General features: G+C 59.9%; 22 protein-coding genes. 13 read left to right on the forward strand and 9 right to left on the reverse strand.

Going from position 1 to position 22,831, the window contains the following annotated elements; translation table 11 throughout:
• Positions 1–2: 2 nt before the first annotated feature.
• Complete coding sequence (locus AWB69_RS14365) at positions 3–509, forward strand: GAF domain-containing protein (RefSeq protein WP_062085916.1); 507 nt, start codon at positions 3–5, stop codon at positions 507–509.
• Between the two features lie 136 nt (positions 510–645).
• Here AWB69_RS14365 and AWB69_RS14370 read toward each other — a convergent pair whose 3' ends face one another.
• A complete protein-coding gene (locus AWB69_RS14370) occupies positions 646–1,644 on the reverse strand; it encodes an SDR family NAD(P)-dependent oxidoreductase (protein WP_062085723.1) in 999 nt (332 codons plus the stop codon).
• Positions 1,645–1,759: 115 nt separating this feature from the next.
• On the opposite strand from AWB69_RS14370, the gene AWB69_RS14375 reads away from it, so the two are divergent.
• Positions 1,760–2,791, forward strand: coding sequence for an AraC family transcriptional regulator (locus AWB69_RS14375; RefSeq protein WP_063977810.1), 1,032 nt, complete (start codon positions 1,760–1,762; stop codon positions 2,789–2,791).
• A 66-nt stretch (positions 2,792–2,857) separates the two neighbouring features.
• Here AWB69_RS14375 and AWB69_RS47690 read toward each other — a convergent pair whose 3' ends face one another.
• The 4 genes from AWB69_RS47690 to AWB69_RS14395 all read right to left on the reverse strand — a co-directional run bounded on the left by AWB69_RS47690 (position 2,858) and on the right by AWB69_RS14395 (position 4,979).
• On the reverse strand, positions 2,858–3,046 hold the full coding sequence (locus tag AWB69_RS47690) for a hypothetical protein (RefSeq protein ID WP_062085727.1): 189 nt from the start codon (positions 3,044–3,046) through the stop codon (positions 2,858–2,860).
• 54 nt (positions 3,047–3,100) lie between these two features.
• Positions 3,101–3,715 (reverse strand): HAD family hydrolase, encoded by a 615-nt coding sequence (locus AWB69_RS14385; RefSeq protein WP_062085729.1) that lies wholly within the window; start codon positions 3,713–3,715, stop codon positions 3,101–3,103.
• A 245-nt stretch (positions 3,716–3,960) separates the two neighbouring features.
• Positions 3,961–4,347 (reverse strand): potassium channel family protein, encoded by a 387-nt coding sequence (locus AWB69_RS14390; RefSeq protein WP_062085731.1) that lies wholly within the window; start codon positions 4,345–4,347, stop codon positions 3,961–3,963.
• A 197-nt stretch (positions 4,348–4,544) separates the two neighbouring features.
• Positions 4,545–4,979, reverse strand: coding sequence for a hypothetical protein (locus tag AWB69_RS14395; RefSeq protein WP_062085732.1), 435 nt, complete (start codon positions 4,977–4,979; stop codon positions 4,545–4,547).
• Positions 4,980–5,373: 394 nt separating this feature from the next.
• On the opposite strand from AWB69_RS14395, the gene AWB69_RS14400 reads away from it, so the two are divergent.
• The 3 genes from AWB69_RS14400 (at position 5,374) to AWB69_RS14410 (ending at position 11,004) form a co-directional block, all read left to right on the forward strand.
• Positions 5,374–6,291 carry a PilZ domain-containing protein gene (locus AWB69_RS14400; RefSeq protein WP_062085734.1) on the forward strand — a complete coding sequence of 306 codons (918 nt, stop codon included), beginning with the start codon at positions 5,374–5,376 and terminating at the stop codon, positions 6,289–6,291.
• Positions 6,292–6,660: 369 nt separating this feature from the next.
• Positions 6,661–9,474 (forward strand): putative bifunctional diguanylate cyclase/phosphodiesterase, encoded by a 2,814-nt coding sequence (locus tag AWB69_RS14405; protein ID WP_062085736.1) that lies wholly within the window; start codon positions 6,661–6,663, stop codon positions 9,472–9,474.
• Positions 9,475–9,597: 123 nt separating this feature from the next.
• A complete protein-coding gene (locus AWB69_RS14410; protein ID WP_062085738.1) occupies positions 9,598–11,004 on the forward strand; it encodes a phospholipase D-like domain-containing protein in 1,407 nt (468 codons plus the stop codon).
• A 34-nt stretch (positions 11,005–11,038) separates the two neighbouring features.
• Here AWB69_RS14410 and AWB69_RS14415 read toward each other — a convergent pair whose 3' ends face one another.
• Together AWB69_RS14415 and AWB69_RS14420 are read right to left on the reverse strand one after the other, a co-directional pair.
• Positions 11,039–12,070, reverse strand: a complete 1,032-nt coding sequence (locus tag AWB69_RS14415) for a threonine aldolase family protein (protein ID WP_062085740.1) — start codon at positions 12,068–12,070, stop codon at positions 11,039–11,041.
• 206 nt (positions 12,071–12,276) lie between these two features.
• Positions 12,277–13,173, reverse strand: a complete 897-nt coding sequence (locus tag AWB69_RS14420; RefSeq protein WP_062085918.1) for a LysR family transcriptional regulator — start codon at positions 13,171–13,173, stop codon at positions 12,277–12,279.
• Between the two features lie 162 nt (positions 13,174–13,335).
• Here AWB69_RS14420 and AWB69_RS14425 point away from each other — a divergent pair, with 162 nt between their 5' ends.
• Both AWB69_RS14425 and AWB69_RS14430 read left to right on the forward strand, forming a co-directional pair.
• Entirely contained in the window at positions 13,336–14,715 is a 1,380-nt protein-coding gene (locus AWB69_RS14425; RefSeq protein ID WP_062085742.1) for an NAD(P)H-dependent oxidoreductase, read from the forward strand.
• 76 nt (positions 14,716–14,791) lie between these two features.
• Positions 14,792–16,096: an MFS transporter gene (locus tag AWB69_RS14430; RefSeq protein ID WP_062085744.1), complete on the forward strand. Its 1,305-nt coding sequence runs from the start codon at positions 14,792–14,794 to the stop codon at positions 16,094–16,096.
• A gap of 3 nt (positions 16,097–16,099) precedes the next feature.
• Here the strand turns inward: AWB69_RS14430 and AWB69_RS14435 are convergent, their stop codons facing one another.
• Positions 16,100–17,365: an MFS transporter gene (locus tag AWB69_RS14435; RefSeq protein ID WP_062085746.1), complete on the reverse strand. Its 1,266-nt coding sequence runs from the start codon at positions 17,363–17,365 to the stop codon at positions 16,100–16,102.
• A 134-nt stretch (positions 17,366–17,499) separates the two neighbouring features.
• Between AWB69_RS14435 and AWB69_RS14440 the strand changes: the two genes are divergently transcribed.
• From AWB69_RS14440 to AWB69_RS14450, 3 genes are all read left to right on the forward strand, one after another.
• Positions 17,500–18,450 (forward strand): LysR family transcriptional regulator, encoded by a 951-nt coding sequence (locus tag AWB69_RS14440; RefSeq protein ID WP_062085748.1) that lies wholly within the window; start codon positions 17,500–17,502, stop codon positions 18,448–18,450.
• A 270-nt stretch (positions 18,451–18,720) separates the two neighbouring features.
• Entirely contained in the window at positions 18,721–19,011 is a 291-nt protein-coding gene (locus AWB69_RS14445) for a hypothetical protein (protein ID WP_082913401.1), read from the forward strand.
• 125 nt (positions 19,012–19,136) lie between these two features.
• Positions 19,137–19,352 carry a hypothetical protein gene (locus tag AWB69_RS14450; RefSeq protein WP_062085752.1) on the forward strand — a complete coding sequence of 72 codons (216 nt, stop codon included), beginning with the start codon at positions 19,137–19,139 and terminating at the stop codon, positions 19,350–19,352.
• 39 nt (positions 19,353–19,391) lie between these two features.
• Here AWB69_RS14450 and AWB69_RS14455 read toward each other — a convergent pair whose 3' ends face one another.
• Positions 19,392–20,315 (reverse strand): LysR family transcriptional regulator, encoded by a 924-nt coding sequence (locus tag AWB69_RS14455; RefSeq protein WP_062085754.1) that lies wholly within the window; start codon positions 20,313–20,315, stop codon positions 19,392–19,394.
• A gap of 132 nt (positions 20,316–20,447) precedes the next feature.
• Between AWB69_RS14455 and AWB69_RS14460 the strand changes: the two genes are divergently transcribed.
• The 3 genes from AWB69_RS14460 to AWB69_RS14470 are packed head-to-tail and all read left to right on the forward strand — an operon-like array spanning position 20,448 to position 22,733.
• Positions 20,448–21,332, forward strand: a complete 885-nt coding sequence (locus tag AWB69_RS14460) for an intradiol ring-cleavage dioxygenase (RefSeq protein ID WP_062085755.1) — start codon at positions 20,448–20,450, stop codon at positions 21,330–21,332.
• Positions 21,329–21,676 (forward strand): Dabb family protein, encoded by a 348-nt coding sequence (locus AWB69_RS14465; RefSeq protein ID WP_062085757.1) that lies wholly within the window; start codon positions 21,329–21,331, stop codon positions 21,674–21,676. Before AWB69_RS14460 ends, AWB69_RS14465 begins: the two co-directional genes overlap by 4 nt.
• Entirely contained in the window at positions 21,663–22,733 is a 1,071-nt protein-coding gene (locus tag AWB69_RS14470; protein ID WP_062085759.1) for a maleylacetate reductase, read from the forward strand. Before AWB69_RS14465 ends, AWB69_RS14470 begins: the two co-directional genes overlap by 14 nt.
• Positions 22,734–22,831 lie beyond the last annotated feature (98 nt).

Genomic DNA, 22,831 nt, shown 5'->3' on the forward strand with positions numbered 1-22,831 from the left:
TCATGTCCTTCACCGTCCAGCCATCAACCGGTTCAAAAGCGGCGCAATACGACGAGCTTGTTGCTCAGGCGCGCTCGCTTCTCAGCGATGAAACTGATCGCATTGCCAATGCGGCCAACTTTTCGGCGCTGGTGTATCACACGCTGCCCGACCTGAACTGGAGCGGCTTTTATTTCTTCGATGGCGTTGAACTCGTCGTCGGTCCTTTCCAGGGCAAACCGGCCTGCGTTCGCATCGCGCTTGGGAAGGGCGTATGCGGCACCGCCGCGCAAACCCGGCTCACACAGGTGGTGCAGGACGTTCATGAGTTTCCCGGACACATTGCATGCGACTCGGCATCGCAATCAGAGATTGTCGTGCCGCTGGTTGCCAAGGACGGCAGCCTGGCCGGTGTGTGGGACGTGGACAGCCCGTCAGTGGCCCGCTTTGACGCGGACGACGCCAAGGGAATGGAAGCACTGTGCCGCGTATTCATGGAACTGGCATGGGAGCCGCGGGCGCCGGCATGAGGCGCTGCTGAAGCACTTGAAAGCTAGCCGGCGGATACAGCGGAGATCGCGGACAACCGGTCCAGCTCAGTGGTCCTCAGGATCTTGGCGGCGTTGCCATCCATGGCGAGCCGGAGCATCGCTTTAGCGAGAGTTCTCACACGGGCTCGAATGGCGCAAGCCCCAGCAGTGCTTCACTCACGCGCCAGAGACGATCGGCCGCTTGCGGGTCGACAGCATGGGGCATCACGCCGAGTGCCATCGAGCCGAACTGATTGGCCGCGATCTCATCAAGCACTAGCGGAGCGATGTCACTGTTGTGGCAATAGACGCCGCCCAAACCATCGAGTTGCGGGCTCGTTGCGCACCAGACGCTCGTTGCCGCGCCTTGTTCTACTGTCTTCAGGTTCCTGGCCGGATCGATGAGGGCCCTGCCTTGTTCATCGATAAGACGGGCCGCACGAAGCAGCTCGGGCGAGAGATATCTGGACAAACCCGTGTTGACGATACTGCCCGGATGCAAGGAAAAAGCCCGCACGCCGTGGGACTTGCCGCGTTCATCCAGTGCCAGCGCGAACAGGATGTTTGACGTCTTCGACTGGCCGTAACCCAACCACGGCGTATAGTCGCGACGCTCGAAATGAATGTCCTCGAACACCATGGGCGAGCGGCTATGCGCCCACGCCGATACCGCTACGACACGCGCGCCATTCGCTTGCCGCAAAGCGGGCCATAAGCGCATGACCAGCTGAAAATGGCCAAGATGATTCGTTGCGAAATGCAGTTCGTAACCGCGCGCATCGCGGGTCAGGGGCGCCCCGCCAATGCCCGCACTGTTGACGAGGATGTGCAGCGGCTCGCCGGAAGCGAGAAACTGATTGGCGAAGGTATCGATCGAGGACGGATCGAGCAGGTCCATGGTTTCGGTCTCGACATCGATACCTCGCAGCGCGATTGCGGCCTTGTCTCGGTCGCGTGCCGGCACGATGACTCTTGCGCCAGCCGCGCGCAATACTCGCGCGGTTTCCACGCCAATGCCCGAATAACCGCCGGTCACGATCGCAGTCTTGCCGGACAGGTCGATGTCTCCGATGACGTCGGCGGCGGTGGATGCCGGGCCGAAGCCGGAGCTAATGGGTTGTTGCAAGGTGACCATTGGATGTGCCTTATTAGTGAAGTACGCCGTTCTCGCAGGGTTCGCGCGTTTCCTCCCGTTCGGGGAAGGATTCGATGCGTTTCGACCAGTGTAGGGACGCTCTTCCAGTCTATGAATACTTGTAAATCCGCTTTACTTGCGCGATCGTACGGAAATGAGCGCTGACCCTTTCTCCGACATCCTCAAGCTGGTGAACGCCGAAACCGTGGTGTCGGGCGGATTCACCGCGGGCGGCGCATGGGCGATCCGTTTTCCAGCACCGGACAAGATCAAGTTCAGCGTGGTGGTGAAGGGGACGTGCTGGGTCATCATGGACGGCGAAGAAGAGCCGGTGCGCGCTGAAACCGGCGACGTATTCCTGCTCTCGGCGCAACGTTCCTTTGTTCTCGCGAGCGACCTGACAACGCCAGCGGTCGACGCGCATGCCCTGTTCTCCGGCAACCTGAGCAAGATCGCGAAACTTGGCGCTGGCGAGGACTTCATTCAGATCGGCGGCCATGTCCGCCTGGACCCAACCAACGGGGGCCTTCTGGCGGAGGTGCTGCCGCCGTTCATTCACATTCGCGCCGGCGCGCCTCAGGCAACGGCCTTGCGATGGATTCTGGACCAGCTTGTCAGGGAGCGCGAGGAAGGACTCCCGGGTGCGCACATTGCGTCATCGCAGCTCGCCCAGCTCATGTTTGTCCAGATCTTGCGCGTGCATTTGAAAGCCGCGGGTCCCCTTGCAGCCGGATGGCTTCGGGTCGCTGGCGATCAGCGGCTCGCGCCTGCCCTCCGGTTGATGCACGGCGACCCCGGCCGCTCGTGGCAGCTTGAAGAGCTTGCCAGGGCCGTCGCGATGTCCCGCACAACGTTCGCGTCGCACTTCAAGGCTGCTGCGGGTGTTGCTCCGCTGACGTACCTGACGCAGTGGCGCATGCATTTGGCGGAGCGGGCGCTGCGGGAGGAGGGCATCGCCGTTGTGGCTCTCGCGCGCTCGCTGGGTTATACGTCCGAGAGCGCGTTCAGCAACGCCTTCAAGCGCGCAACCGGCAAGGCCCCGAAACATTATCGAAGCGCGGCGCGAAGAGCTGCTTCACGTGGCGGGCCACAAGATCAAGGCGGCGCAAGTCTGGATCTGCTGGAGCCTGCCGAACTTGCGCAGTGAGAGAGTGGGTGTCCCGAGCAGCGGATGGAATTTGCCACCGCCTTTCGTCGTTCCAGTACGAGAGAATCATCGGGCGTCAGTCTTGACGACAAACTGCGCAAGATCGGCACGCACTGAGCGAGCCTTAAGCCGCTTGACTTCTACACCCAGTGCGGTCTGGGCAAGGTGGTCGACGTGTTGCGCCATGGCGCAGGCGGCATGTCGCTTGCGAATGAGTCGATTCGCGGCAAGCTCACTGATCGATTTGGCGTTCAATGGATGCTCGGTTGCGCGGCTTGATTTCCTTTGAACCTGGACTGATTGCACGCGCTAAAGCAATTGCCGGCGCGCCAGCTCTTCTGATAACGCATCGGCGTTGACGAACTTGTATCCGTGCAGACCGGCATCCATAGCCCCAGCTACGTTGGGGTCGGAGTCGTCGATGAAAAGCGTTTCGTCCGGGCTTACGCCGATCTGTTCGAGACAGCGAAGATAGGCTTGAGCCGCCGGCTTTGCTGCGCCGAACGAAGCGGATGCATACACGTGAAGACCGAAGAGTTGCGCCACGGGAGGATTCAGATAGCCGATATGGTCGGTGACCAGGCGGCAGTTGTTTGTCAGCACGGCAATCCGGGAGCGTTCGGCAACACGTGCGGCAAGTGCGATCACTTCCGTGTAAGGCGTGATCGACGCGCGGCGGGCAGCCAGCCAGTCGTCTCGATGGATCGGGCAGCCTAGCAACACGCCCAGTGCGTTCAAATACTCGTCGTCGCTGATCTGCCCTGCGTCGGCGCGCGCTTCGAGTCCGGAGCCCCAGATAGCGTGACGCACGGCGTCGGGCGTCTGGCCTGATACGGCGGACAAGTGCTCGACCCGCGCGGAGCGGTCGTAGTGAGACAGTACGCCTTCCATGTCGAACAGGACCAGCGCGGGGGATGCTGTCATGGTGTGGGTCTCGCGGCGAAAGCTTCCAGAAGGCAAAGCATTCATCGGGTGATATGCCTGCAGGCCGCTGGAAGTTTCTATTGTGCCTCGACGAAAAACACCGTGGTTACCTGGCTAAGCAACGCTTGACGCCGCTGGCCAGGTTGCTTGTATCGGCCTCAGTGCTTAACTCTCACATCGTGGCCTGATCATTGGGTGATAGAGCGCGGGGAGATATTCATCGGTCGGCCAGCAGCCATCCGCGCCTACCGGGGTAACAGGCCGGCCCGTTGCCCAGCCACCTGAATACCATACACAGCGGAAGCTGTTACCACGCCGGTCATCAATACGCCGAGCAACCCAAGCAATACCGCAACAATCCGGCCAAGCACGGTGGTGGGTACTGCGTCGCCGTAACCGATGGTCAGCGCCGTGACTGCACAAAAGTAGAAGGTTTGACCCAGCGATGATGGTGTTCGCGTGCTTGTGTCGACTGTGCCGCCAAAGTAATGCATTGTGACCGACAAAATGAGGAAAAGGATCAGCAGAAAAGTCAGAAAACTTCGCAGGTGCCAGAGGACCCTGGCAATCTCGGCAATCGCATGCCTTGGTTGGATCTGGGCGCGAACCGGGTTCTTGGGTGTATCGTTCATGTGATGAATCTCGCAGTGCTTCAGGCCACGTTTTCTAAATAAGAAATCGATAGTACTACGTGGTTTATCCTAAAAATGAGCGAAATCCGACATGGATTGAATCGATCGGCAGCGCTGCGGCTCCGCTACAGCGCCTGAAAGCCGCGGGTTTTTGACGACCTGCCCGGCACTGAGATAGTCGAATAGCTCGTGCCCTTCTATGCCGGCTTGTTGCCAACCGCCAGGAGGAGCTTTCTGGCGGGCCCGCTCATGTCCGTAGAGTCGTTGTCCAGGCCAGTGGGCCTCTTGACAATGTAGTCAGTCAAAGCGCCGGCCATGCACGCCTGCATGATACGGTTCCCCACCTTATTCGTGTCATGGTGCTCCTCGCCCGAGCCGTGAACCTCAATCTGCTTGATTGGCAAACCGGCTTTCAAGCCTTGCCGCGCGTAGTTATGTTGCGACGTGAAGCTGACCGCGCCGTCTGTCATGTCACTGGCAACGAACATACCGAAGCCCGGCATCGGACGCACGCGCGGCAACTGATCAACCGGATCCCACATTTGCGAGAACGGCGTGTGCGTTTCGACGTCTGCGCCCAAGCCCTTTTCCCAACACACGCTGACGGCAGCATTGAGCGCAACACCTGGCATCGTGACGTTCCATGGCTAAGCACCAGACACCACTTGAGAAAAAGAGGCTGAGCAGTATTTCGCGCTCGGTTTTGACTTCCAGAGTGAGCGTCCTTGAAGAGAGCCCTGCGCAATGGGTACTTGAACATGACCTCGCTCATCTTGCTCAGCCTCTGGTTTTGTCAACGCTGCATGAAGAAGGCGTATGAACCTTCAGTGCCGGCGCCGCCCAGCGCGGTTTGCTTGCCGGCCAATCACTGACCTTGATAAGACTATTGGTATGACATATTGAATTCATCTTGGAATGAGATCCTGTGAAATATTTGCGTCATATCAAAGTTTCGACTGGCTTACGCCGAAATTTCGGCGAAGGCATTCTGGAGGTCCGCGCGCACGGTTTGACTATATGCCTTTAATGAAAATCACTCGCCGCGACATCGCGCTGGATAGGGAAACTGATTTTCCGATTTATAGCCTCGACGGACAGCTTCTTCTCCAGAAAGGCCAGATCGTCTCATCAGAAAGCCTGCTGGAACGTCTGTATCGCCTTGGTCATCGGCAAGACGACGCTCCGCTGAATAAATCGACTTCGGGGCTTGCCGCGAAGCCCCCTGACCATAAGACCAATACTCAAGCGCAACGGCTCTTTGGGACTGCTGGCGTGAGAGATATCTCCACTCAGACGGCGCTGCCTGTCGCGGAAAAGCCGGCAGTATTGCCCGACCTGCAGCAGAAAATTGAATTCTTTCAGCTCACGCCGGTGGGTGTTGCCGAAGCCGTTCCAGTCGAGCTGGTAGGGGTTATTCAGGACAAGGCCGTGATTGTTCGCAGCCTCGGGGAGGAGGCGGCGTTGACTTTAGTCGCTGACACCCGGTACGAGGCACGACTCTTTACGGGGGCGCGCCTTTTCAAATTCTCCACGCAGTTGCTTCTTGACGTAGCGGGCCCTTTTGGTTGCTTCTATCTCGAATATCCCGCGAGCGTCGCTCAGGCGGCTGTTCGCAAGCACCAGCGAGTGACCACGTCGTTCCGAGGCAAGCTGCAATCAGGTGAATATAACCGCCCGACTGTCGATGTCACTGTCAATAACATTAGCTCTATCGGCGCTGGTGTTTCGGCGACGGAGGATTTTCTGTTGGTTGGTCAAAGCGCCCGGCTGTCCATGAATCTGGAGTTTGACCATCGCGTTCGCCCTGTCATGGCATTGGTCGAAGTACGCAATCGCCGGGAAGAAGCCGACGGCATTTCCTATGGCCTCGAGTTCGTTCGAATTCCTGAAGAAGTTCGCCGGGAGATCAAGGATTTCGTGCTCCACATCGTGGCGACGATGTAAGTTGGCTGCGGTCACGCCCAACGGGGCGAGGCTGCGGCCAAGGAGGTCGGGCCGGAAAAGTTTTTTCAGGGTGCTCAAACCCATAATTGAGGTGCGGCGCCGCTCCAATGTCACGGCACTGACAAATTGTGTCTGTAGCGTCCGCGCGAAAAATAACGGCCATCAAATTGGGGTAGCACCATGAATGCCAAATGCAAGGTCCTGTTCCTCTGTCGTGCGAATTCTGCGCGCAGCATCATGTCGCGATGAGTGCTTTCCGACAGATACGCGCGCTGAAGAGATTTGCAGCTCGATTGTCAGCAAGACGCCTCAAGAATCCTCAGTTTCGTCCGTTATACCGACGACGTGATGGGCTAATAGGCGGTTGAAGTGAAGCAAGCCGATGTTGCAACTGGCGAGATGTTCGAGAAGTATCGCGAGGGTACCCGCACAGCCGAACTCAAGGGCTCAGTGTCCCGCCGGACTCAGGTACTGACTTTTCTTGCGGTAGTTTTTATTCTTTCCGCCATTGGGTTGAACACCGTCCTGGCTACGCGCCAGACGCAGGAGCAGAACGGCGCGCTTGCCGCGTTGCAAGCATCGGGTAAAGTCAAACACAATCTTGACGCGCTCCAGCAGTTGTTACTCGAAGAGCATGCGGAGCTCTATACGCGCGTCGGAACGCGTCCATTTTATGCCCGGGCTCCTTACATCTTTCCCTCGGACCAGGTTACTGCGCTGACCCGAGCGGCCAGAGAGGGATGCAAGTCCCGGACTAGTTGCATCGGTCATTTGGACGAGTTGGACCGGATGGTGCATACCCTTTCGGAGCAAAGTGAGGCGGTCGCGACACGGGTATCGCTTCATTTCGGCAGCGTAAAGCTAAGTGACCCTGCGCTAGCGGAACTCGACGCCTTTTTTTATAGCGTCGTCGCGAAGGTGGTCGAAATACGCGTGGATGCCGATGCGGCGGTCGACGCGACAGTGAGTCGCGCAACATTCGATACCAAGCGAACCTCCAGCGTGCTTCTGGGCTCGGCTCTTTCCGCATCCTTGATTCTTCTCGCGCTCATACTCAGAAACGCGCGAAGCGCTCAACGGCTTCGGCTTGCGTGGCTCGTTGCGGACAGGGCGCGGGCTGACCTGTTTCGCTCCAAGCAAACACTCGAGTACGTCCTCGACCACATTCCTCACGGTATAGCCTGGAAGGACGCAGAACATCGTTATGGCGGCGGCAACGAGGTGTACGCTCATGATGCGGGTTTGACCTCGCGCGCGGACCTCGCAGGTCTTACTGATTGGGCCTTACGCTGGGGTGATGACCCGAAAGCAGTGCAAGCCGAGGACGTTCAAGTCATGGCCGGCGCACTCAGCAAGAAGCATTTTGAGCGGGAAGTCAATGCGGTAGATGGGTCGAAGCAATGGATTTCCGAAACCAAGTTACCCCTTATCGACCAGGACGGGGCGGTTACCGGCGTCCTTACGGCGTACGAGAATATTACCGCGCGACGGCATGCCGAACTCGCGCTACGGTTGCAGAGCCGTGCGCTGGATGCAAGCGTTAACGGGATTGTCATTACCGAGCCCGGCAACAACACTCATGTCGTCTTGTATGCCAACTCGGCCTTTGAGCGCATCACGGGCTATGCAAAGGACGAGGTCGTGGGTGTTGGCTGCGACATCCTGTTTGGAATTGCAGGGGAGCCGGAGAAATGGCACGCAGTGCGTGACGCACTGGACAAGAGTATTGAAGCCAACGTTACTCTTCGGTGTATCAAGAAAGATGGCGAGCTGTTCTGGAACAACGTCCTGGTTGCACCGGTTCGAGATGGCGATGGAAGGGTTACGCACCATGTCGGCGTCATGAGCGACGTCACCGCTCTCGTGAACTACCAATCGGAACTGCAGCATCAAGCACATTACGATAGTTTGACTGGCCTGCCGAATCGCGCGGCTCTGGACAATCGGTTAAACGAAGCTATCGTCCGGGCACGCAGCTCGGGCGGTGAAGTGTCGGTCCTGTTTGTCGACCTTGACAGGTTTAAGCAGGTGAACGACTCGCTTGGGCACCGTGTAGGTGATGCGCTATTGGCACAGATGGCCGAACGCTTGCGCCGCGTGGTGCGTTCCACCGACCTCGTCGCCCGCTACGGCGGGGATGAATTTATGGTCATTGCTGAACGATCAGGCGGAGCGCAGCTTGGGCCGATGGTCGCACGACTGCTTGCCTCGATGGCCGAACCGCTTCGCATTGCGGAGCATGAACTGTATGTCGAGGTTAGCATTGGGATTAGCACGTTCCCGCAAGACGGTATCGATGCTGACACCTTAATTCGCAATGCCGATGCCGCAATGTATCTCGCCAAGGAAAACGGGCGTAATGGATACCAATACTATCGCTCGGAACTGAACAGCTTCGCAGCCGACAAACTAACGCTATCTACCAAGCTGCGTCGCGCTGTCAATACCGACGCGTTATACCTGGATTACCAACCCCAATTTGATATGGTCACCGGTCGCCTCTGCGGGGCAGAAGCACTTTTACGCTGGCACGACAGCGAGCTGGGCAATATCGCTCCGACAGTGTTCATTCCGCTCGCGGAAGAGGTCGGGCTGATCTCGAAACTTGGTGATTGGGTAATCCGGGCGGCTTGCAGCCAGGTGAGGGTTTGGCTCGACGAGGGGATAGACTGCATCCGCATGTCTGTCAATGTCTCGCCGTTGCAGTTGGAGCGCTCCAACCTGGTCAAGACTGTGTGTGAAGCCCTCGATGCGGCCAGGCTACCCGCGAGCATGCTGGAACTTGAGCTCACGGAAGGCGCGTTGATGCGCGATCCTGACGAGGTGGCGAGAGTGCTTCGGGACCTCCGAAAATTGGGCGTCACCATAGCAATAGATGATTTTGGAACGGGCTACTCCAGCTTGAGCTATCTCAAGCGATTTAGTATCGACCGAATCAAGATTGACCGAGCTTTTGTTCAAGAAATCGGTAGCGATACCGAGTACGAGGCGCTCACCCTCACTGTCATTGCCATGGCGGATGCGCTTAAATTTGACGTCATCGCTGAAGGTGTCGAGACAGAGATGCAGCGGCGCTTTCTGGTTGAACACGGATGCATCAAGGGCCAGGGATTCTTGTTCAGTCCCGCCGTGTCCGCCTCGCGTTTTGCGGAGCTGGCCGCCGGTCAACCTGCGCTCACTTGAAGGCGAAGCACATCGTCTCGACGAGATCGCGCGATAGTGTCCGCTTTCTGCCGTGTCACGGATTTCCGGTATCGTGACCTGCCCATTTCAAACACGGCCGACAGCGCGGATAAGGAGTCCCCGATGGATCAACATGACGCGCCCGCCACCACTGAAGCCGCGCCACACATTCCGTTCATCGCGCACGGATCCTATCCGAGGCGGGGAGGGAATCGGGTCCGGCCTTTGATCGATAGCGGCCCGGCTTTCCGCCGGATTTGCGAAGCGGTGGAGCACGCGCGGCACAGCGTCTGGATCACGGTCACTTTCATCGCCACGGATTTCCAGATGCCGGATGGACGCGGCTCGATTTTCGATGTCCTCGACCGCGCGGTCGAACGAGGCGTGGACGTTCGTGTGATTTTCTGGCGGCCCAACCCGGAGAGCAGTGGATACGGGCAGATGTTCGCCGGCACAACTGCGGACTTCGATCTGCTCGCCGTACGCGGCTCGCGTTTTCGCGCTCGCTGGGACCGTGCTCCTCTCGCTTATTGTCATCACCAGAAGATCTGGCTGATCGATGCGGGCGGGCAATCGGAAACGGCTTTTGTCGGCGGGATCAATCCAACTTTTGCGGCGGTCGAACCGGGTCACATGGGTGAAGGGCAACGCCACGATATCTATGTCGAGGTCACAGGGCCGTCCGCTAGCGACGTGCATCACAATTTCGTGCAGCGATGGAATGAGGCAAGCGAGCGGAACATGGCGTTGGGAGTATGGGGGCATGACAGCGGGGAGTGTTTGCCCTTCCCTCACGACCTGTCCGATGCACGAGGCAGCAGCGTCGTCCAGATTCAGCGCAACGTGCATGCGGGTTGTTATGGCGACCCTCATGCTGCGCCTGGAAGCGCTGCGTATGACATCGCCGGCGGCGAGCGGTCGATCACCCATCAATACCTGCTGGCGCTCAACGCGGCCCGCCGCACGATCTACCTGGAGAATCAGGCGCTCCCGGTGCCCGAGATTGCGTTCGCGCTCGAGGACGCGCTTGAACGAGGCGTGCAGGTCGTCCTTCTCGTGCCGGGTGAGCCCGAGGAATATCTGGGTCTGTGGCGGCAACGTCCCGAGCGCAAGCCGTTTTTCGACCGGCTGGAAGCACTCGGCCAATACGAGCATTTCACGCTGACGGGCATCGCCGGGCGAACGCAATCCGGCGCTCGGGCATACGTCTACGTTCACGCGAAGATCATGCTGGTCGACGACGAGTGGGCGACGATCGGCTCGTGCAACCTGCACGCCAATTCCCTGTGTGGACACAGCGAGATGAATGCAACGGTGTGGGATCGTGACGTGGTGCGAGCGCTGCGCTGCCAGCTTCTGCTTGAACATCTCGGACAAGATACCGGGCATCTGGACGACCGCCCGGCACTGCAGCTATACCAACGTATAGCCGACGAAAATGCGGCTCGATGGCAGGCCGGCAATGTCGACTGGCAAGGTCTCGCATGCAGCCTGGATCCCGTGACGTATGGCGAATCGCGGGCGCGTTAGATGACGCAAGGGGTATGCTTCGTGATCCGAATCATTACCCTGGAAGTGCCTCAAACGCATTGCTCACCGTGTCGATAGCCGTATCGTCAATATGCCGGTGAATCACAAGACGCATCGCTTGCCGGCCGCTCGCCCGCACTGCAACGCCCCGAGTCGCGAGCCATCGTGCATGGTCTTCCGCGCGGCCGTCCGGTACCGCGAGCCGCAGGATATTAGTTTGCGGCGCAGGACGGTCAGTCTCCACGCGCGTGTTTTCCCGTAGCCTTTCCCAAAGCATCAGGGTGCGTCGATGATCATCGGCAAGCTTCGCGGGCATGGTCCGTAACGCGACCAGACCGGCAGCGGCCATGATGCCCGCTTGCCTGAGTCCGCCACCAATGGTCCGGCGCAGCGTCCTTGCGCGTTCGATGAATTCACGCGAGCCGAGCAACACCGAACCCATTGGTGCGCTCAGTCCTTTTGACAGGCAGAACGTGACGCTATCGCCATGCAGGGCAATCTCGCGGGCTTCGACACCCAGCGCTACCGCCGCGTTGAACAGACGCGCGCCATCCAGATGGACCGCCGCGCCACGCTCGCGTGCAATGCCCGCTACCCGAGAAAAATAGTCGAGCCCTTGAACGCAACCGCCCGCAGCGTTATGACTTGTCTCGATAGCGACCATGGCCGTTGGTTCGCCGTAGCGTGAATACCCGCCGCGGACGTTGTCGCTCAGAAGGTCCAGGTCCATTTCCCCGCGATGCGAGGCAATCGTGCGACAGAACAGGCCCGCGAGCCGCGAGACGCCGCCGCCTTCCGAGTTGGCCATGTGCGCGTGCTGGTCGAGGACGGCTTCGCCGCCGCGGTTCGCGTGAACGAGTGTGGCGAGGACATTGCCCATCGTGCCGCTGCATACGAAGAGAGCATCCTCTTTCCCGAGCAAGGCTGCCGCTTCCTGTTCCAGCGCCTGGACGGTTGCGTCGCCCTCCACCGTGTCGTCGCCAAGCGTTGCTTCTTGCATCGCGGCCCACATGGCATCGGTCGGGCGCGTCACGGTATCGCTGCGCAGATCAATCATGCCGGTCATGCAAGCCCCCTCGGTGCATTCGCCGCGTGCTGCGGCGAACTTGAGTCCTGTGCGGGCTCGACCTCCCGTTCTTCATAAGCCACGTGCGCCAGTTTCATCACCAGCTTGACGGCGACCGTGTTGCAATAGTCCGTGTGATGCGCAGTGCGCGCCAGCGGCGCATGCGATGCGAGAGCTTTAGATTTTCAGGTGGCCTTCAGGTGGCGTTATGCCACCCAGAACAATCCGGACGCGCTGCATTCGGCGCGAATGAAATCCGCCATCAGCTTGACTCGCGCTACATCATGCGAGTCCGCATGCGAGACCAGCCAGTAAGAGCGGCTAAGCGAAATTTCATCCGGGAGAATACGAACAAGGGTGGGATCGATGCGCGCAATAAAGCATGGCAATACGCCAATGCCCGCGCCGCCGCTCACCGCTGCCGCCTGGCTGATGACGTTCGAAATACGCACGGACGGCGTGAGCGAAGTGGAGATCTGCGACAAGTAATCGAGCTCAGCGCTCCACATCAGATCTTCGACATAACCAATCCACGGATGATTGAAGATGTCCTGGAACGTCTTGATGGGCGCATGCGTATCCAGGTACTGGGGCGCTGCATACACCCCGAGCGAATAGTCGTTGAGCTTGTGGGCATAAACGCGGCCCTGGCTCGGGCGCGTCATGGTCACCGCAATATCGGCTTCGCGTTTGGAGAGGCTGAACGTTCGCGGATTGGCGACCAGTTCTATCTCCAGGTCGGGGTGCATGGCCGTGAGCTTCGCAAGCCTCGGCGCAAGAAAGTAAGTGCCGAATCCTTCAGGCGTGCCGACCCTGACCGTTCCCGTCAGGCCGACTGACGGATCGCCCAGACGCGCGTTGATACGCAGCGCCAGACTCTCCATGGCCTCGGCATCGGTCATCAGGCGTTCGCCTTCGGGTGTCAGCAGAAAGCCGACCGACCGCCGCTCGAACAACTGCACGCCGATGCTTGCTTCAAGCGACGCCACGCGCCGGCTCAGCGTGGAATGGTCAATGCCCATTTGCTGCGCCGCGACAGTGAGACGTCCCGCGCGAGCGACAGCGAGGAAAGCTTGCAGGGAATCCCAATCAAATCTTCGCATGGGAATTTTTGCACAGCGCGGTTGTTGAATTGCCCATTCTATTGCAAAAAGTTGGCTGCTATCTTTGGCTTCATGTTCTTCCCCGACGAAGGCGCGCGGCTCGATCCCGGTATGACGAGCCATGACGAACCGCGATTCAACCGTATGAAAAAAGGAGACAGCATGTCGCTTATTGCGAAGCTTGAAGCTCGTGCCCAGGCCGGGCGTCCCGTCAGAGTAGGGCTGATCGGCGCGGGTAAATTCGGTTCGATGTACCTGTCGCAGGCGCCGCGTACGCCGGGCATTCATCTGGTCGGCATTGCGGATCTGTCGCCGGCCCGGGCACGCAGCGCCATGCAACGCGCAGGCTGGGAAGAAGCACGTTACTCGGCCGGTTCGTGGGCGGAGGCCTTGCGTAGCGGCTCGACTTTCATCACCGACGACGCCGATGCAATGATCGCAAGCGACCACGTCGATATCGTCATAGATGCAACGGGGAGCCCCGCTGCGGGCATTCATCACGCGCTGCTGTGCTGCAAGCACAAGAAACACATTGTGATGGTCAACGTTGAAGCCGACGTCCTCGCCGGTCCGTTGCTTGCACGGCGCGCGGCTGAGGCGGGCATCATCTATTCGATGGCTTCGGGGGATCAGCCGGCATTGATTGCGGAACTGGTGGACTGGGCTCGCACGATCGGTTTTGAAGTCATCTGCGCGGGCAAGGGCACCAAGTACTTGCCGGTCTATCACCAGTCGACTCCCGACACCGTCTGGAGCTACTACGGCTTCACGGAAGAGCAGGTTGCTTCAGGCGACTTCAACGCGCAGATGTTCAACTCCTTCCTCGACGGCACGAAGTCGGCGCTGGAAATGGCGGCGGTATCGAACGCGTGCGATCTGCGCCCGCCTCCCGACGGCCTGGCGTTTCCTGCCTGTGGCGTCGACGATCTGCCGGAGTTGCTGCGCCCGGCTTCCGAGGGCGGAATCCTTCCGCATCGCGGCAGCGTGGAAGTGGTGTCGTCGCTTGAACGCGATGGACGTCCCGTGTTCCGTGACTTGCGCTGGGGTGTCTATGCGGTATTTGAAGCTCCCTCCGAATACGTCCGCGACTGCTTCGCGCAATACGGTCTGAAGACTGACAAGAGCGGGCGTTTCGCCGCCATGTATAAGCCGTATCACCTGATTGGCCTTGAACTCGGGGTATCGATTGCAAGCATCGCGGTGCGGGGAGAGGCCACGGGTGCAACTACCGGATTCCACGGCGACGTGGCGGCTACCGCCAAGCGCGACCTGCGAGCAGGCGAACGTCTGGACGGCGAGGGCGGCCACACCGTCTACGGCAAGCTGATGCCCGCGGTGGACTCACTGCTGCACGGCGCGTTGCCTATTGGCCTTGCGCACAACATGGTGCTGCAGCGGCCGGTAGCGGCAGGGCAACCGGTTCGCTGGAGCGATGTGGCCTTCGACTCCACGAAGGAAGCCGTGCGCGTGCGTCTCGAGATGGAGGCGCTGTTCCGCAAGGAACTCGGCGTGGAGATCGCAGCCGAAAAACTCGCATCATAATAAGTATCCCTGATCGATGGCCGGACGTCCGTCCGGCCGCACTCTATAACGTCCGGCAAAGGGCGACGGAGGAGACATGAGCCATATCAGCGAAACCCTTTTGGTGGCGCCGGCGGCGCGTACCGACGTGTACCGCAAGATCAGCTGGCGCATCATGCCGTTCATCGTGCTGTGTTATCTGTGCGGTTATCTCGACCGGGTGAACGTGGGCTTCGCCAAGTTGCAGATGCTGAACGACCTGCACATGAGCGATGCTGTTTATGGCCTGGGCGCGGGCATCTTCTTCATCGGCTATTTTATTTTTGAAGTGCCCAGCAACCTGATCCTGCACCGGGTTGGCGCCCGTCTCTGGATCGCGCGCATCATGATCACGTGGGCGATTATTTCCGCGCTCACGCTGCTGGTGAAAACGCCGATGCAGTTCTACACCGCCCGCTTTTTCCTGGGCGTGGCCGAAGCCGGTTTTTCGCCGGGCATCATGTTGTATCTGACCTATTGGTTTCCCGCGAGAAAACGGGGCTTCGCGCTGGGCGTGTATTACATCGCGATCCCGTTGTCAGGTGTGGTAGGCGGTCCGTTGTCGGGCTGGGTACTCAGCAGCTTCAGCCATTCCACCGTGATGGCGGGGTGGCAGTGGCTGTTCCTGATCGAAGCGCTTCCGGCCCTGCTTTGCGGCATAGCAGTGCTTGCCCTGATGGTCGACCGGCCCACGCAGGCGAAGTGGCTGACCGAGGCTGAAAAAGCCCAGGTGACCGGAGAGATCGATCGAGAGGACTCCGAGAAGACGACACATCACAACCTGGGCGCCATTCTTTCCGATCGCCACATCTGGAAACTCTGCGCCGTCTATTTCTGCCAGATCATCGGCCTGTATGGCATCAGCTTCTGGTTGCCGTCGATCATCAAGGACTCGGGGCTCAGCGACGTCTCGACCATAGGCTGGTTATCGGCCATTCCCTATCTCGTCGCCATCCCTGCGATTGTGCTGACCGGAATGAGCTCGGACCGCTTCCGCTCGCGCCGGATGCATTTCTCCGTGCTGGCGGTGATCGGCGCGATCGGGTTCGCTGCAAGTGGGTACGTGGGCCACCATCCCACACTCGCGGTGATCTGGTTGAGCGTGGCGGCTGCGGGCATATTGTCGGCGCTGTCGCTGTTCTGGAGCATTCCATCGTCGTTCCTTGCCGGCACCTCTGTGGCGGTCGGGATTGCGGGAATCAACTGCGTGGGTAACCTCGCGGGGTTTGTCTCGCCCTATGCGGTGGGGTGGCTCAACGTGACCACCCACGACAATCGCATGGGGTTGTATTTTGTTGCCGCGTGTCTGGTGCTCGGTGCGCTGCTGGTGCGAACCATCTCGGGCAAACTCGCGGATCGTTGATCATCAATGTTGGTTCAACTGGCCTCGCCGCGTCAGCCGGAGAACGAAAGCGAGGCCGGTGAAAACGAATCCCACAACACAGACGCCGGTCCAGCCGGCCATCGCCCACGCGGCACCGGAAAGCGCTGCGCCTAACGCACCGCCGACGAAAAACACCCCGACGAACAGACCGTTCAACCTTCCGCGCGCAGCAGGATCCATCAGGTTGATCGCCCGCCGCCCCAGGGTCTGGTCGGTGACAACGCCTGCGTCGAGCGCGGCCGCGCCCGCGACAAGCATTGCAACCGCCAGCACCGGATGGGCTCCCGCCGAAAAGCCTCCCCAGCCCGCGCCCGCCATGCCGATTGCCACAAGCGCGAGGAGCATGGTCAGGTGGCCGGCGAGCAACGTCCTGCGGCCCCACCCGCGGTCGCCGGCGCGGCCGGCGAGCGGCGTCACGATCGCACCCGCCGCGCCGGCGAAGGCGAACAGCGCGACGCCATTCATATCGAAGCTGAACGGCGGTTGCACGAGCCGCAGGCCGATCGCAGTCCAGAACGCGCTGAACGCGCCCATCACCAACGCCGCCGATACAGCGTTCCGTTGCAACACAGGCTCGGTGCGCATCAGCGTCCAGAGCGAGTACAGGAGCGCCGGGTAGCGCGTCGGGATGGCTGGCACGCGCGCAGGCAGCTTCATGTAGAGGACGACGGCAAGTAGCGCATTGATCACCGCGGCAAGCCCGTAGAAAGCACGCCAGCCGATTGACCCGGCAATGATGCTGGCGGCCGGACGCGACAACAGGATGCCGAGCATCAAGCCGCTCATCACGTTGCCGACTGCACGCCCGCGATGACTTTCCGGCGCCATCGAAGCGGCCATGGGCACCAGCATCTGGATCACGCTGGAGGCGGCGCCGGCCAGGAAGACAGCGACCAGAAACACGACGCGTGAATCGGTAAGCATCGCGATGGCGAGAAAAGCGGCGCCGCACGTCAGCGTGCGCACGATCAGCCGGCGGTTCTCCAGCAGGTCGCACAGGGGCACGAGCAACACCAGGCCGACTGCGTAGCCGAGCTGCGGCAGCATGGCGGCGAGGCCGGCGAACTCAGGGGCGAGATGCAAGCTGCGGCTGATCGCGCCGGTCAGCGTTTGCGCGGCAAACAGGTTCATCACAATCACGCCGACTGCCGTCGCGAAGAAGACTGTCAGCGGCCCGGTGAGTCTGTGCGGGCTGTCGGCTTCCTGCGCGGTGATGGCACGGGCGGGACTTTCTGCGGAGGGATTCATCGAACGGTTTCTCAAAACGGGGTCTGAGAAACCATCCTAGTGATGCATCTACTATGCGGCAATTGAAATATGTTGATAATGATTATGCGATATAGTTTAAGCGCTCGTTTTGAATCCCCATTTGGAGCACCCGTTTGAATACGCGCGATCTACAGGCGTTCGTTGCGGTCGTCGACAGCGGTTCGATGGTGCGCGCCGCAGAAAAACTCCATCTCACGCAGCCCGGGTTGACGCGGCGCGTGCAAAACCTTGAAAGCATGCTGGGTGCGGAATTGCTCGATCGCCAGAGCAAGCCGCTCAAGCCGACCGCTGCGGGCAACGAGGTGTATGCGCTGGCGCGCACCGTGTTGCGCGCGGTGGACGATCTGCTGCTTGCCGCCTCTCCCGAAAGCGAGCCGTCCGGCGAGTTGAGAATTGGCATGCCGCCGTTTCTGGCGGAAGTGGCGCTCGAGAAGCCCGTCGACCTCCTGCGCGGTGCCTTTCCGCGACTTACCTTGCGCGTGACAGCGGGTTGGTCACCGGCTCTGTTGCAGAGTGTCGAACGGGCATCGCTTGATGCATCCATCGTGTTGATGCCGTCCGGCACCGTACCGCCCGAGACGTTGCACGCTGCGCTCCTTGCGTTCCTGCCGACCGTGATTGTCGCGGCGCGGACCCTCGGCCTGCCCGATACGCCAATGACACTGGCGGATCTGGCGAGTTACGAATGGGTACTCAATCAGGACGGCTGCGGGTTGCGTTCGGCGTTAAGGCGGGCGATGGAAGCGGCGGGAGTGCCATTCAATGTCGCCGTTGAAGCGTTTGGCTCAGAGCTGCAATTGTCTCTGGTCGCGCGTGGCCTTGGTATCGGGCTCGTTACGCCGGACATGCTGGAACGCACGGCGCATCGCCCGGCGCTCCAGGTGATAGAGACCACTGACTTTCGCACGGGAGTCGATGTCTGGTTCGTCCATGGTTCAGTCCCCGGCCGGTTGATGCGCGCTATCGATCTGTTGCGCGGTTCGCTTACTGAAGTGCTGACCAACGGCAAGACGGTGATGCAAGGGGAAGACACAAAACGCGCGCGAATAAAACGCCAACCATAGGCGGGCCAGCGCAACGGCCGCCGACATGCCGCTCATCTACTGCACCAGCGCAATTTCGATCCGCTCCTTCCTTTTGCCCGTATTCTCGCGCTTGAGCCTGACCGGACCGACACCGAAGCCGGCGTGAGGAAAGTCATGCCGTTTTTACAGAACCTATACGCTGGAAAGCGCTCTTTCGACGCGGCCATTACCGTCGAAGATCAACAATAACGAGCGATCCGAAGAAAGGACGGTTGTCGCGACATCGAAACTATAAAAAGCGGGGGTAACATGACCGATGACGTTGGAGCCTTGATTGAAGAAATTCAGCGATATGCGGGAAACCGTGCGCAGGATGTGGCTCGTGGCGCAGAAACGCCGGCGCTTGCAGCGCTGATGGTCGAGAAGTTTGGTGAGGGTCTGGTCAAGGCGGGTTACTTGCTGGGAGTCGGTCGCGCCGACGAACTCAAGCATGAAATCGACCGTCTGGTACGTAAGATCGACGTGCACTACCCCACGCATCTTCAATATCGTTTTGAAGCGCGCCCGGCGGGACTGGCCATCAACGGTACGGCTCATTGAGCCGTACCGAGCGGTGCTCGTACCAATGTGAAGGTTGCCGCTAGAGAGCACTACGAAGTATATGGATTGATTGTTTTTTTATGCGCGTTCCGCCAAGCGGTCCGCGAAAATTCATGGAGGATGCCATGGCATTCAAACAAACCAAGGGGAACGTGACCGTTGAGGCGTGTGTCCTGCCGTCGCCTGGTCAGATGTTCAAAGGCGCGCTTCGCGTGACAACCGTGCGTGACACGAAGACGATCGAGCGCGTGACGGGGCGCGGCTGCGGACGTCCAATGCGCGACGCTAACGCAGCATTGGCAATGGCCGAAACAGCCGCTAGACAGATGCTCGGTGTTTAAGCTTTTGACGGCATGATCGCAGCAGGGGTGTGCCGTCGCTCATGGAGGCAGTGCGCTCCACTTTCTTGCAAGGTCCAGCTGCTCGACACGATCGATCAACGCCTGCGTGAAGACGCGAATCTTGGCCGGCTGGTGCCGCCTGCTCTGGTAAGCCATATTTATCGTAAGACGGGGTAGTTGCCAGTCTTTGAGCAGGGGTACGAGACGCCCGGCAACAATGTCGTCGTGAACAATGTAGAGCGGCTGTATGACGATACCCATGCCGGCGTACCCCGCCGCGCAGATTACCTGCCCTTCGTTTGAATCGAGTGCGCTGGTGATCGGGACATGGCGGCTTTCTTCTCCCCGCGTAAGGTGCAGCACGTAGGGATCCAGCGCGAGGTTGTAGACAAGCATCCGGTGGCCGGCAAGGTCTTCGGGTGTCTTGGGACGACCGTGCCTGGCGAGGTACCCGGGCGACGCCGCCAGCACCCGCCGTGTCTGGGCCAGACGCCTTACCGTGATGCCCGAATCGCCTTCGTATTCACGCGTGCGAATGGCCACGTCAATACCTGCTTCGATGAAATCCGGATACCGGTTGGCCGCCACGATCTGCACCGATAGTTCCGGATACTGCAGGCTGAATTCAGGCAGCCACGGCGCGATATGCATCATGGCGAACGAGACGGAACTGGTCACCCGCAACGTGCCGCGCGGGTTCAGCGCGGCGTCGCCGGCAGCCGCGTCCGCTTCGGCCATCTCCGCCAGTATGGTGCTGCAGCGGCGGTGATAGTCGCGCCCGGCGTCGGTCAACCAGAGGCGGCGCGTGGTTCGTTCCACCAGCCTTGCGCCTAGCCGCTCTTCCAGCGCATTCAATGTCCGGCTGGCCGCGGCGTTCGACATGTTCAGTTTCTCCGCCGCTTTCGAAAGACTGCCTGTCTCCGCCGTCAGGACAAAAAATTCGATCTGGGTCAATCGGTCCATAAGGGATTTTTCCGCAGGGTGGAAATATCTTTTCACTATAGCTCGTTTTATTCCACCGGACCAAGGGCTAATATCGACGGAATCAGGCTCGCTGATCGTCATGAACAGCGGCTATAAAAGGAGACATCCACCATGCGCAATATTGACGAAGACACCATCACGCAGGCCGTCCTTGCATCAATGGATGGATGCCGCAACCCACGCCTTCTCACTGTCATGACGAGCCTCGTGCAGCATCTGCACGCGTTCGCCCGCGAGGTAAAGCTCACCGAGGACGAGTGGTTCACGGCCATCAAGTTCCTGACCGACGTGGGCCACATCACCGACGACAAACGCCAGGAGTTCGTCCTGCTGTCCGACACGCTGGGACTTTCCATGCTGGTCACCACGCAGAACAACAGGAAGCCTGCGGCGTGCACCGAGGCAACTGTATTGGGCCCCTTCTTTGTCGACGGTGCGCCGGAGTATCAGAACGGTGACGACGTATCCAACGGCGCGGTGGGTGCGCCGTGTTTTGTGCAGGGTCAGATTCGCGGCGTGAACGGCAAGCCTGTTGCCGATGCGTCAATCGATGTCTGGCAATCCGATGAGGATGGTTTCTACGACGTGCAGAAAACGACCGAAGACGTCGGCAACATGGTGCATAGCGCACGTGGCAAGTTGCGCTCGCTGGCCGATGGGCGCTTTCATTTCCGGTCGATTCTCGCCGAGGCCTATCCGATCCCTCACGATGGCCCGGTCGGAAAAATGCTCGATGCACTCGGGCGACATCCGTGGCGCCCCGCCCATCTGCATTTCTGGATCAAGGCGCCGGGCTACGACACGCTGATCACCCACGTGTTTCGCGACGGCGACCAATATCTGGATTCGGATGCGGTGTTTGGCGTGCGGTCGAACCTGGTCGTGGAATGGGTGAAGCACGAACCCGGCATTGCGCCCGACGGCACCGTGATGACCACGCCGTTCTATACGCTCGACTATGACTTTGTTCTGAACCGCCAGGAGGCTGCGGCATGATCCGGCATATTGTCATGTGGCGTGTGAGCGGAGAGTCGCCGGAGGAAAACCGCGCGTCGCGGTTACTCGTCAAGCGTAGCTTCGAGGGACTGCGGGGACGTATCCCCGGCATGATTCATCTGGAAGTTGGGTTGGACTCCAGCGCCGTGGACCATGCCTGCGACGTTGTCCTGGTGACGGAATTCGAATCGCAGCAAGCGCTTGACGCCTATGCCGGTCACCCCGAGCATCTGCGCGTCAGGCAGCAACTCGGCAGTCTCCGGACTGCCCGTTTTCAAGTTGATTACCCGGTCGAGCCCTTGGCTTTGGCTTCACCGTCGGAGGCGGCCAATGCAGACATCTGACTTCGTCTATTCGGCGCGAGCAGCGCGGGTGGTGTTCGGTGCGGGAAGCTTGCAACATGTTGAACGTGAAGTACTGAACCTGAACGCCGGGCGTGCGCTGATCCTGTGCACTCCGCAACATCGCGATGTTGCCGAAGCGCTTGCCGAACGGCTCGGGTCACGCGCTGCAGGTATCTTCGATCGCGCTGTCATGCACGTGCCGGTCGAACTCGCGGTCGAGGCCCGGGAACTCGCGAGAAAATTGAATGCGGATTGCGCGATTGCGCTGGGCGGCGGCTCGACCATTGGACTTGGCAAGGCAATTGCCCTCGAATCGGATCTATCGATACTCGCCATTCCCACGACCTACGCCGGCAGCGAAATGACGCCTATTTTCGGTTTGACGGAAGGGGGACTGAAGCGGACGGGAACCGACTTGCGGGTGCTTCCCAAGACTGTCATCTACGATCCCGAACTGACGCTGACGCTTCCGGCGCAACTGTCGGTGACTAGCGGAATCAATGCGATTGCGCACGCCGCCGAAGGACTCTATTCCCGCGATGCCAATCCGATCATCAGTTTGATGGCGGAGGAGGGCATTGCGGCGCTGGCGCGTGCATTGCCGGTGATCGTTGCTCATCCGGAGGACAAGCACGCGAGGTCGCAGGCGCTGTACGGCGCGTGGTTGTGCGGCACGATGCTCGGAAGCGTTGGCATGGCCTTGCATCACAAGCTGTGTCATACGCTTGGCGGCAGTTTCAATCTGCCGCATGCGGAGACGCACACGATCATCCTGCCCCATGCGCTGTCCTACAACGCGGGCGCCGCGCCCGAGGCAATGAAGCGGATTGCGCGCGCACTTGGGCATGACAACGCGGCGATGGGTGTGTATGAACTGGCAAAGGCGAATGGTGCTCCGGTGGCGCTCAAGGACATTGGCATGAACGTGTCGCAGCTTGATCAGGCGGCGGAGATTGCGAGTGCCAATCCGTACTGGAATCCGCGTGCGGTTGAATACAACGCGATTCGTACGCTGCTTCAGGATGCGTTTGAGGGTGTACCACCGCGCGAGTATTGATGCGGTTTGATGCGATGTCACTTGGCTTGCGCAAAGCTGCGCGTCAGTTCGGCGGAAGCGCTGGCAATCGCGCTGCCGGGAGGACAGTCCGCGACAAA

The organism is Caballeronia udeis (genome assembly GCF_001544555.2).
Lineage (GTDB): Bacteria > Pseudomonadota > Gammaproteobacteria > Burkholderiales > Burkholderiaceae > Caballeronia > Caballeronia udeis.